The organism is Microcoleus sp. A003_D6, from assembly GCF_036702825.1.
Lineage (GTDB): Bacteria > Cyanobacteriota > Cyanobacteriia > Cyanobacteriales > Microcoleaceae > Microcoleus.
Genome location: NZ_JAUBWA010000166.1, coordinates 1 through 11587, shown reverse-complemented (window position 1 = coordinate 11587; position 11587 = coordinate 1). Strand labels below are relative to the sequence as shown.

Annotated in this window: 10 protein-coding genes; 4 read left to right on the top strand and 6 right to left on the bottom strand. The window is 45.9% G+C overall.

The window, feature by feature from the left end; translation table 11 throughout:
- Nucleotides 1-104 precede the first annotated feature (104 nt).
- The gene (der, locus tag QUB70_RS29140; protein WP_332985115.1) at nt 105-1466 is read right to left on the bottom strand and encodes a ribosome biogenesis GTPase Der; all 1362 of its coding nucleotides are present in this window, start codon (nt 1464-1466) and stop codon (nt 105-107) included.
- Between the two features lie 404 nt (nt 1467-1870).
- Between der and QUB70_RS29135 the strand changes: the two genes are divergently transcribed.
- Nucleotides 1871-2413 (top strand): acireductone dioxygenase, encoded by a 543-nt coding sequence (locus tag QUB70_RS29135; protein ID WP_332985114.1) that lies wholly within the window; start codon nt 1871-1873, stop codon nt 2411-2413.
- Nucleotides 2414-2512: 99 nt separating this feature from the next.
- Here QUB70_RS29135 and QUB70_RS29130 read toward each other — a convergent pair whose 3' ends face one another.
- The 4 genes from QUB70_RS29130 to QUB70_RS29115 all read right to left on the bottom strand — a co-directional run bounded on the left by QUB70_RS29130 (nt 2513) and on the right by QUB70_RS29115 (nt 5658).
- A complete protein-coding gene (locus tag QUB70_RS29130; RefSeq protein ID WP_332985113.1) occupies nt 2513-3331 on the bottom strand; it encodes a hypothetical protein in 819 nt (272 codons plus the stop codon).
- Nucleotides 3332-3664: 333 nt separating this feature from the next.
- Nucleotides 3665-4138: a DUF732 domain-containing protein gene (locus tag QUB70_RS29125; protein WP_332985112.1), complete on the bottom strand. Its 474-nt coding sequence runs from the start codon at nt 4136-4138 to the stop codon at nt 3665-3667.
- A gap of 188 nt (nt 4139-4326) precedes the next feature.
- Nucleotides 4327-4992 (bottom strand): cupin domain-containing protein, encoded by a 666-nt coding sequence (locus QUB70_RS29120; protein WP_332985111.1) that lies wholly within the window; start codon nt 4990-4992, stop codon nt 4327-4329.
- A gap of 99 nt (nt 4993-5091) precedes the next feature.
- Nucleotides 5092-5658, bottom strand: coding sequence for a sigma-70 family RNA polymerase sigma factor (locus QUB70_RS29115; protein ID WP_332985109.1), 567 nt, complete (start codon nt 5656-5658; stop codon nt 5092-5094).
- Nucleotides 5659-6425: 767 nt separating this feature from the next.
- On the opposite strand from QUB70_RS29115, the gene QUB70_RS29110 reads away from it, so the two are divergent.
- The 3 genes from QUB70_RS29110 (at nt 6426) to QUB70_RS29100 (ending at nt 10744) form a co-directional block, all read left to right on the top strand.
- Complete coding sequence (locus tag QUB70_RS29110) at nt 6426-7640, top strand: DUF4331 domain-containing protein (RefSeq protein WP_332985108.1); 1215 nt, start codon at nt 6426-6428, stop codon at nt 7638-7640.
- A gap of 98 nt (nt 7641-7738) precedes the next feature.
- The gene (locus QUB70_RS29105; RefSeq protein ID WP_332985106.1) at nt 7739-9145 is read left to right on the top strand and encodes a tetratricopeptide repeat protein; all 1407 of its coding nucleotides are present in this window, start codon (nt 7739-7741) and stop codon (nt 9143-9145) included.
- A gap of 96 nt (nt 9146-9241) precedes the next feature.
- Nucleotides 9242-10744 carry a nickel/cobalt transporter gene (locus QUB70_RS29100; RefSeq protein WP_332985103.1) on the top strand — a complete coding sequence of 501 codons (1503 nt, stop codon included), beginning with the start codon at nt 9242-9244 and terminating at the stop codon, nt 10742-10744.
- Nucleotides 10745-10990: 246 nt separating this feature from the next.
- On the opposite strand, the gene QUB70_RS29095 is transcribed toward QUB70_RS29100, so the two are convergent.
- On the bottom strand, nt 10991-11431 hold the full coding sequence (locus QUB70_RS29095) for a DUF6918 family protein (protein WP_332985102.1): 441 nt from the start codon (nt 11429-11431) through the stop codon (nt 10991-10993).
- Nucleotides 11432-11587: the final 156 nt, after the last annotated feature.

Sequence of the window (11587 nt, the reverse complement as noted above, 5' to 3'; positions counted from 1 at the left end):
GGCCCATTCCACAAGAAAAAAAATTTTGTGGGATGGGCCCCAGAGCCCGTCCTAGTTATTTTTGCAAGAGGTCTAATCTAAAATCCAAAATCCAAAATCTAAAATCACTTGACGCGCAATGCTCTGTTTGTGCTGCTTTGTTCGGATTCCCGAACTTTTTTGCCTCTCCAAAGTAAGCGCATTGGTGTGCCGGTAAAGCCTAGGTGTTTGCGGAATTGGCTTTCAATGTAGCGGCGGTAATTTTCGGTAAAGCGTTTGGGATCGTTGACAAATAGGGCGATTGTCGGCGGCTGCGATCGCACTTGAGTACCGTAATAGATTTTGCCTTGTTTTCCTTGGCGGGTGACAGGGGCTGAGTGCCAGCTTGTGGCTTCTTCTATTACTTCGTTAATGACGGCGGTAGTGACGCGGCGCTTGTGTTCGTCGGAGGCTTTGTCTACTAATTCAATGATTTTTTCAACTCGCTGTCCGCTCATAGCGCTGACAAAAATCATTTCTGCCCAGTCGAGGAAATAAAGTCGGGTTCTTACTTCTCTTTCGTACTCGTAGATGGTGTCGTTGTCCTTTTCTACGGCGTCCCATTTGTTGACGACTATGATGCAGGCTCGACCTTCTTGGCTGATGCGATCGGCTAATTTTTGGTCTTGATCCGTAACGCCGTCAATTGCGTCAATTACTAACAGTATGACGTTGGCGCGGCGGATGGCTTTGAAAGCGCGGTTGATGCCGAAAAATTCTGCGCCGTATTCGACGTTTTTCTTTTTGCGAATTCCGGCTGTGTCGATCAGGCGGTAGGTTTGACCGTTGCGTTCTACTAATGTGTCGATCGCATCGCGGGTAGTGCCGGAAATCGGGCTGACTATGGCGCGGTTTTCTCCGAGAAATGCGTTTAACAAACTCGATTTCCCGACGTTGGGACGACCGATAATTGCTACTTTAATTTCGTCTACTTCGGGTAGTGCTTCTGTGGGAAGGTGAGTAATTAATTTGTCGAGCAATTCGCCGGTGCCGTTGCCGTGAATGCCCGAAATTGGGTAAGGTTCTCCCATTCCCAATTGCCAAAAGTCTGCTGCTTGGGTAAGCCCTGTATTTTCCGATTCGCACTTGTTGACGGCGAGAATGACGGGGACTTTTTGCAGTCTCAGCCAAGATGCGATCGCTTCGTCGCCGCCGGTGAGGCCGGTTTGTCCGTCTACTACGAAAATGGCTGCGCTGGCTTCTGCGAGGGCGGCCATTGCTTGTTCGCGAATTAGCGGCAGAAATTCGGTTTCGTCGTCGAATACTAGCCCGCCGGTGTCTACGACTTGATATTCCCGATCGCCCCAGTATGCTGGTCTGTACGTGCGATCGCGCGTGATTCCCGGTTCGTCGTGGACGATCGCGTCTTGGGTGTTGGCTAAACGGTTGACGATCGTCGATTTGCCTACATTGGGGCGTCCAATAATAGCAACTATAGGTAGAGGCATAAAAGTAGCAGCAATTAGGCTGCGCCGTAATTTTGAGCTTTAGTCTTCTATTGTAAGCTAATCTGACGGGAATTTTATAGATTGAGCCTGTGTTTCTGTCTTTTCATGCTGTAGGCGGTGTTCTGCCGATCGCCCCTTTAAACATCGAACCATAAAAAATAAGCAAAGCCTGTGGATCTGCATTACCCGCCAGACTCTGAGAACTAGAAATAAAACTTAAAAAAACTCACAAATCATCTCATATCTGGTAATTCTTTGATGATTGTGAAGGTATATCTCGCATTTTAGCGATCGGCTATTATTGAAAACAACCAGGAGTTTAGTTTTTGACGGAAGCTTAAAACAGCAGCTTAAAACTAGAAACTAAATTATCCTCATAAAAGCCAATAAATAGGTGGTGTAATATGGCTGTTCTGCAACTAGAAGACGGTAGGACATATACGGAACTCAAGGCGATCGCTAGCCAACTGACTGTTTTAGATATTGAGATCGATCGTCTGCCAACTAACGCAAATCCTGCGGTTCAAGAACTGCTAGTCCAAGACATTCTTAATGTAACGGAAAAACAGCAGATACTTGCAGCATTTAAAACCGAGTTTGAATACTTCAAGCGTGCAAGCGGATGTCAGTGGTGCGACTTAAAAGTGCTGCACGCCGGTTCGCAGCAAATTTACGCGCTGATGACTAAAAGCGATCGCACGCACACCCACACAGATGCAGAAGTTCTTCACATTTTAGCTGGGGAATGTGTTTTTGGGTTTGTGTATTCTAACGGATCTCAGGCACAATTAATGCTGCAAGCTGAAGAATACATTAAAGTACCCGCAAATACCGAACATTGGTTTTATCTCACTCCGTCGCTGTACTTGAAAGCCGTGCAGTATTACACCACTGCTCGAGGATGGGTTCCTCAGTATACTAACAGGAAACTCAAAATTACCAACTAAATGTAGGGTGCGCTGCGCGCACCTTCCTAGATAAAACTCGGCGATTGAAATCGATCCCCTACCAACAAAGTCTGCCAAGGCGGACTAAAAAATAAAAGATTAAATGCTTTCTAATTCAGTGGGTGCGGCAATTTCAATCTCTTCGCAGCGCTGCAAAAGCGCTTCTATTTCCTGAGCGAGAAAAATTACTTCCGGCCAAGAAGAACCGTTGATTAAATCTTGAGCATGAGCTAATTTGTTTCTCAATGCTTCTGCTGACTTTAAAAAACGCTCCCCGTAGCGTTTGGATTTGAGCCCCAGCCGATCGACTATTTCCGCATTCGTCAGGATTAAATCTCGCTTGTCGCAGAATTGCAGGTAATCGATTAAGTCAATTGCTTCATTTCGCGATCGCCCCAATTCCCAAAGGTGTTTGGCGGCTAAGATGCGATCGCCCTTAAGCAATTTCTGCCAAGAATCTTGGGGAAAGTAGATCCGCACGATCCGCAATAAATTCATTTCGAGAAGCGTCACCAATCCAAACAGCAGCATCCGCACCGGTGCTTTTTGCAAATCGCCGCAGGTAACGATACCGTCGATCCTGTTGCTTTCCAATACAAATAATCTCGGTTTTTCTCGCAGCAGCGGCAGCAATTCCATCAAAGGAGTCGAAGCGGCGATTAATTGTGAGGGGTGAAAAATTTGCTGGTAGTCGCTGCACTTACCTGTCTTTAAGTGCGATCGTTCTACATAGCCGCAAACCGTGCCGTTTTCTTCGATCCCGAGCACGTCAAAATCGCGGGCTTCCATCCACGATCGCAGCTTGGCTGCGTCTTCGCAAGCGGGGACAGCTTTCAGCGGTTCCGCGAGGTATTTAACTGTAATGCTGTCTTTGAATAAATCCCGCAAATCGGCGGAACTTGATTTTAAATGTTTCATCTCATGTCTGGTAATTTCATCGATCGTTGTCCGACAAAATGACAATTAATATTGTAACTGCAAGTAAAAACGCCGCATTACCGTGAGAGAATCTCAGTTTTGTAAAAAGCATTTTTTAGGAGTGCGGGAACCATCGCACACCGACAGTAAAAGCAAAACTGAGATGCTCACTCACCAGAAAGAATTGGTTTAAAGCCCAAAGCCCGATCGGGAGAAATTAAAAGAAGACTATTCATTGCTCCAATCCTCTTCCTTCCAGGTAGAGGTCGCTACCAACTGTCAACTGTCAACCGTCAACTGTCAACTGAGCCTGTCCCTACAGATTTAATCATATTACTTACTGGCCAATTCCGGGCAATAATAGTTGGCGGCAAGAGTCGTAATAATATCGGCATCGGCGAGAAAACTTTCTTTGACAGTTGGATTTTCGATACTGGCAGCTTGCCCGATCGCCCTTAATTTAACTTCCGGCAGAGAAACCCCCGATTTTGCTTCCGCACACATTTTTTTAGCGGCCGCAATTTTTTGACCGGGAGTTCTTTGAATTGCTTGCAATAAATTGTCCGTTGCTTCTGGAGAGTAGCTTTTTGCTAAGCGTTTGTAGTCTTCTATAAATTTTCCATCGTTTCCTGTCAGCTTAACGTCCGATTCTTGAGGCGAACACAACAGATTTAAGTTAATGACTTCTCCTGCTGAATTGACAAGAAAACATCCTTCGCGTTCTTGGGCGATCGCGCTTTTGTCGCTGGGGACAAATTGTATAAAAATGGCAGACAAGATAGCAGTTAAACGCGAGTATTTTAGCATTGAAATTACGGGATATATTTGGAATTTTAACCGCAGAATGCCGAGCATTAGGGTGTTAGGGAGTCAGAGCGCGTCCGGTAAATTAACCGAAATAATTGTAGGGCGGGTTTCACCAACAATTTGTAATTATAACTAAAAATCTACATAAACCCGCCCTCCAAACTGTCGGCAATTCAACAAATATAATATCAGACGAGCATTTCGTTTTCTAGGGAAGTTTTCATTAACAGCAAACATCCCCCTTGTGTGAAGGAGGAATGTATGGAACCGGGAACCGATCGAATGTAATCGCCTTGATGGCAAATTTCCCCTTCTACAATTAAGTCTCCTTCTAATACAAACACTTCTTCCGAGGCAGCGTGTCGGTGCAGGGGAAATGTTATTCCAGGTTCTAGTCGCATCAAGCAGGTAATTTCGCGCTTTTTTTTGTCAATGTAAAGCTTGCCGAACGAGACTCCCGGAACTCCATAAGATTTCCATTTTACATCGTTGGAGCGCACGATTAAAGATGCAGCATTGTTCTCTGTTGGGGAGGTAACAATTGGCTTGATATTTACTGATTCTGCCGGAGTTGGCGGCAGTTCGGCTATGCGCTGGAACAGGCGGTTTTTCAGGTCGGGCGCGACGGGAACTGGGGGGGCTGTGCAGGCGATCGCGGCAATTACTGCTTCAAAAGCAGCTACTTCGCTTTGCAGTTCTGGGGATTGCTGCAATTTCTCTGTAAGTACGCGACTTTCTGACTCGTCGAGCGTATCGAGAGCTTGAAGGGCTGCAAGGATATTAAACTCCTCGTCTGGCATCATTTCCATCTGTTTTGCGGCATTAATTGTAATTAAGCCTAAGTTGATTTTCAATTTGAGATTGGTCTGCTGCCATCGCACTCAAGATGGAAGATTAGATATGCAATAATCTTAGATTGATGTTAAACAATTTAAATTTTGTTTTTTTACAATCTAAACTTCTTCGCTCAAAGTGTGGCGCAATTTGGAAAGACCCAAGCGAATTCGGGTTTTGATTGTGCCTGTCGGGATACCGATTTTAGCCGCGATTGCCGCGCAAGTCAATCCTTGGTAGTAGGCGAGTTCGATCGCCTCTTGCTGTTCCTTTGGCAGTTTTTCTAAAGCTGCTTTGACTTGTTCGCTGCGTTCTTTAAACATTGCATCTTCCATCGGTTGTGCAACGCTAGAGATGGGTACTTTAGCATCTTCCCGACAAGCTTCAGCAGCTCGGACTGTTCGCTGCATCGCTCGCAGCCGATCGAGGGAACGGCTGCGGGTAAGCATGAACAACCAGGTATCTGCTCGACTGCGAGAAGGATCGTAAGTTGCTGCTTTTTGCCAAATTTGGGAAAAAACATCGATTACCACTTCTTCAGCTTCTTCTACCGAACCCAGGATTTTGTAAGCGAGAGCGTAACTTGGGCGACCGTAGCGATCGTAAAGTTTAGCTAATGCCGTTTGGTCTTTCCGGGCAATCTGCACTAAAAGCAGCGATTCATCACCTGACTTCTGGCCTGTCATTTCAGTGTACCGAAAATTTTTGTTTTGACTGCACAGATCCAAAATTAACAATTCGGCGTATATCACTACAGAACATAATTGTAAGTTTGAAGTTGGGATACCAGCTAGAGTATGCCTTTTCGGGCTAAAATTTTCGTGCTTTGAATTGTAAAAATCCCAAGTTATCTTGAATTTTACCACCTGATTAGTGATTTTTTTGAGACTTAGCGATCCGCTTTATGCACAACGAAGAAATCCCTGAGCCTGAACAGTCATTCGATTTTAGATTTTAGATTTTAGATTTTGGATTAAAGAATTGAAGCATTGACCCTACGGATAAATTCGGGGGCTTGTTTATCGGATACAGGTTTTTTATTTCTCCACGGATGAATCCGGGGGCTTGTATCCTGGATGCTTTCGGTCAAAACCGCGCCCTCAACTCGTTCCTAAGCTCTGTTCGCTAGCTCCCAAGCAGAGTCTGGGAACCCATATAAGCGATGCTCTGGCTCCACTGGATCGAGGGAGGCTCTGTCTCCGAGCAAGCATTCTCAAGAATAGCCCGGGAACGAATAAATCCTCAATAACGCACTTTTTTGCATAAATTAATCTTGCAGCACCGATCCAAAATTGCCAAACCTTCGTATACTAATTGAGAGAAGGCTCAACGACAGCGCCAAAGCTCGATCGGTTAACAGATTTCAACCTGTTGCTACAAAAGTAAAACCCGCGAAGGCGGGCTATTTACCGTTGATTTGTGCAAAAATATCATTGAAATAAAGGTGCTAAGAGTGAATCTCACAAAAAAACTTCGCCGAACCATACTAGCTATTGAAGTAGCTCTAATTGCTCTATTAACTCCAGGAATAATTGTTGCTTCCGACCACGACGACGGGGAAGTAGATATCAAAGGTCGCGCGGTTAATTTAACTGACCTGTACGTATATCGCGAAAAAGATCAAAACTCAGGTGCTGCGGACGGGGATTTAGTATTTACCATGAATTCAAACCCCAGGTCTGTAGCCCGCTATCAATATTATTTCAGCACTACAGCCATCTACCAATTTCACATCACGCAGGTAGGTGACGTGAATTCTACCCCGACTGGACGCGCCGATATTATCTTGCGGTTTGCCTTCAGTCCGCCTAACAATACAGGTATGCAAGCAGTGGCTGTAACTGTTGTTCGCGGCGGCTCGGAGACAACTACTAAGACTACAGTTAACGGCGGGCTTATTGCTACAACTCCGCTGAATTCTAATGCTGTTTTGAATACAGTACCTGTGGGCGGTTCTAACTTGACTGTATTTGCCGGTTTGCGGGAAGACCCGTTTTTCTTCGATGTGGAACAATTTTTCCGAGTTCGCGCCGCAGCTTTGGGAACGGGGCCGCGCACTGCTTTTAAACAACCGAATCAAGCAGTGGACTTTACTAAAGGTTACAACGTCAATACAATTGCCGTGCGAGTTCCCAAAGCGTTCTTGCAAGCAGGAAGTGGGGCGAATACTTTTGATGTTTGGTCAACAGTTTCTATCAGAGACGGAGTTGGCGGTTTCAAACAATTCGAGCGTTTGGCGAGACCTGCAATTAATGAGGGTTTGATAGTTACTCCCGCTTATCTGGAAGCATTTAATAATATTCCTCCGAGATTGGATTTGAGCGGTGCTGCTGCTCCGGTGCGGCAGGAAGCTGTTGCTACTCTGAATGCTGTGGATCTTTTGGATGGCAACGATAATGTCGATCCAAATGCGATCGCCGGAGCTTTCTTGCCGGATGTCATGCGGATCGATACCACAAAAACCAGCGGCTACGCTAGCGCTACAAATGCTCGAGGAAGCTTGATCGGAGGTCGTATGCTGATGGACGACGTTATTGATATCACTCTGGGAGCTTTGGTGGGTTCTCCGGTTGGTGATAACGTTTCATATAACGGAACTCCGGGAAATCCGGCTCAGGGACACAAACCTTTAGAACCGACTTTTCCTTATTTGGCTTTGCCTAATTAGTCATTAGTCATTAGTCATCTGTCATTAGTTATAGTTGATTGATGACAGATGGAAAATCCTTTTTTTAACCGCAGATGAACGCTGATTAACGCGGATGTATGAAAAATAAAATAGGACAAGGAATAAAATCGGATATTTTATCGTGGTGGCTGCTAATAGTGGTTCCTTTAGTGGGAATTGCAGTAGTAAATTTGCCGCCTAATTGGCGTTTTATTTCAGATAAATTTTCTAGCAGAAGTCCCGAAAATCTCGATGCTAATTACCGCTATCATTTTTCGGAAAGTTTGAGAAATAATCCCAATCAAAAGGAAGCAATTCAGCAAGAGATTGCTTTTTACCAGCAGCGATTGGCTGTTGATTCCCGCAGCGGTTTGAACCGGGCTGCATTGGCAGGAGTTTATTTGAAAATGGCTCGCGCTACTGGGGAGGGAGGTTGGTTTTTGTTGGCAGAACAGGCGGCTGAAAGGTCGATCGCCGATTTGCCTTTTGACAACAAAGGTGCGCTGTTAGTTTTAGCTCGAATTGCCGAGGCGAGACACGATTTTGCTACTGCTTTGCGCTTTGCTAAACAGGTGGGTTCTGACAATGAAGATGCGATCGCCCTTTCAGTTACATCTCACTTAGCGATGGGTAAAGTGAACGAGGCAAATGCAGCCGCAGAAGCCTTAGTTAACCGGATTCCTAACTTGGGTTCTCTCACTTTGAGAGCTTTAGTGAGAGAGTCTCAGGGCCGAGATGCTGAGGTTTTGCAGGATTACCGGCAAGCAATGGCGGCGGAAGAACCGGGAGAGGTGGCGGGTTCGGCGCGGGCCCGATCGCTCTTGGGTCGATTTTACGCCCGTCGCGGGCAGTTTGTGCAGGCGAAAGCGCTGTTTTTGGAGGCGCTGCGGTTGGTGCCGCGATACCCGCTGGCGCTGATTTATTTGGCGGATTTGGAGACGCGGCAGGGCAATTACCGGGAGGCGGAAGGCTATTACAGCAAGGTTTCTGCGTATTCTGGCCCGGTTGAGACTGTGTTCGATCGCATTGTCGATCGCGGTATGGCGAGGGTCAAGGATTTGCAGGGAGATGCGATCGAATCCCGGCGACTTCGGGACAAAGCAGAAGCGGGGCTGCGACAGGAACAGGTTTCTGGATCTGGCGGTTTTGGCCACCGGCGCGATTTGGCGAGTTTGCTGCTGGAAAAAGGTCGATCGCAGGATGTTGCTGAAGCGCTGGCGTTAATGCAGGATGAGGTGAAAATTCGGCGGGATGCGGTGACGCTGGATACTTTGGCTTGGGCGCTTTCCGCCTCTGGGGAATGGCAAAAGGCCGATCGAGTGATGGCCGAAATAATGCGATCGGGGATTCGAGATGCGGGGATGTTTTACCGGGCTGGTGCGATCGCCCGGACTTTAGGTAAGGATACCGAATCTCGCGCTTATTTTCAAAAGTCCAAGGCAATTGACCCGAATTTTGACGATCGATCTCGCCAAGCATTGGGTTTGGGAAGTTATGAATTTTGAGCCGTAGGGGCGGGTTCACCAATAATTTTATGGGATACAGACAATTTAAATAAACCCGCCCCCACCCGACGATAAAACTATTAAAATAATATAGTTATGCAATACAAACTAAACCGACCGCAAAATTTTTTCATCCTATTCTTCCTAACACTTTCATTATTACTGACAACCTCAACCAGACCCGTTTACTCGCACTGGTCAGACTTATCCGTAGCAGAAATAATAGTCAACGATTTGCAAACCGAAGTAACATTAACCTTCCCAACAGGCTTGACAAAATTCGCCGACGACAATCGAGACAGCCAGCTACAACCCGCCGAAGTTCGCAACCACCAAACACAGCTAGAAAAGTTTTTCAGCCAACAAATTCGCATCACCAACAGCAGCAACATTCAAGGCTCCGTAGCAGTAACACCGCTAGAAATAGCAGCTAAAACCGCCAGCTTAATCCAGCAGCCGAATACCCACAGCACCTTAATATTAAACTACACTTGGGCCGCACCTTCTCAAAATAAAAAACCCGGTTTGCCTGACTCAATTTCCATCTCAAAACCCCATAAATTGCGGATTAATTACAATCTGTTTTTGCCCGGAGTTCCGACAGCTAGCTGTCAAGCTACGATCGTGCAAGCCGGTGCTGTGAAAAGCTTTGTGTTTACGCCGCAAAACCGGGAGTTTTTGTTAGCAGGAAATGAATCTATCTGGGATTCTGGTTGGAGTTTGCTGCTAGCAGTAGCGGGAGCATTTGCTTGGGGATGCGTGCACGCGATGTCGCCCGGACACGGAAAAACCATAGTCGGCGCTTATTTAGTGGGTGCGCGGGCTACTCCGGTACACGCTTTATTTCTAGCAGCGACGACTACAATTACTCACACTGCGGGCGTGTTTGCTGTGGGCGGAATTACTTTGTTTGCTTCTAACTCGATCGACCCAGAAAAATTAGATCCTTGGCTGAGTTTAATCTCGGGTGTATTAGTAGCCTCGATCGGGCTTAACTTACTCTTAGAAAGAAGCAAAACTAAGTTGGTAGTGAGGACTGAATTTCTCAAAAAAATCAAAAGTAAAATATTTAATAATAACTGGTTTTTAAGGACGAAACTCCTTACTACAAACCGTGAGGAACCAGTAAATCTTTTAAATAGAGGAAGTTGGGAGAGAGAATTTAAACCTGTAAAACCCGATATATCTCACCACTACCACCATCACGGAGACGGCCGCCTTCACTCGCATTTACCGCCCGGTGCGGACGGTTCTCCCATTACTTGGAAAAGCTTATTGGCGTTGGGAATTTCCGGCGGTTTGTTGCCTTGTCCTTCCGCTTTGGTGATGCTGTTGAGTGCGTCGGCTTTGGGCAATGTTGGTTTGGGAATGGCGCTAGTGGTAGCGTTTAGTTTGGGATTGGCTTTGGTGCTGAGTGCGATCGGGTTAATCTTAGTTTATGCCAAACGTAATTTTAATAAACTGCCAAAACATATAAGTGCAGTCAAATTTTTGCCTGCGATTAGTGCGATGTTTGTGATGTTTTTGGGGTTGGGAATTACCGGACAGGCGATGTTGAAAATATTGGCTGCGAATCAATGGGTAATTGGCAATGGATAACCATAAAATTAGGACTCTCCCTCCTAACTACCAACTTACCAATAAGTCTTCTTTTAGATACCCGAATTCTTGAAGAATTCGGGTATCTGGGTATTCTGTTTTTTTAGCCTTTGCTCACTAGACCTCTTGCAAAAATAATTAGAACGGGCTCTCCGGCCCGTTCCACAAGAAAAAATAACTCTTGTGGAACGGGCATCTTGCCCGTTCCATCAATTGATGAAAGGATTTTTGCAAGAGGTCTACTTATCAGGCCGCACTATTATATTTATTAATAATTTCGGCTAAATCCGGTACTCCGTTTTCCACGTAATTCTTAGCTGAGGGGCGGAGTTTGGCATAGGCGCCTCTAACAACCCCTCTTGTGCTGTCCTCGGCTTTTTTATCGCTGATTTGAAGCAATTCGTCTGCTACTTGAGCTTTTCTTTGGGCCAGATATTCGACTGGGTTGCCATTGTTTACTGCTTCAGTCCAAATCGGATCGAGTGCGATCGAGATTTCTGGCAAAAGTTGATCTACGACTTGGGCGCAATAGTCAGCCCGTATCCCCTTGACAGTAGAGTAGGCAGCTTTAAGAGCAAGACCACCCAATCCCGGCGCTGAAGCAACTTGTTTGTCTATCAACTTTACACAGTCATCAACAAAAGTATCTCTGTTTTTTTCATTCAATAGAATATCGCTAAGTCCCATTTTAACTCTCCTTGATTTTATAGTCAATGTGCCGATCGGCTTTGAACTCAATTTGACAATTATATATCAATAGGGTTCAGTTAAGGAAAATTGTAGCGAAAATGTTGGGCGGAGTGAAACGGAGGGTTCGTTCCTAGTCCCAACCTACGTACGATC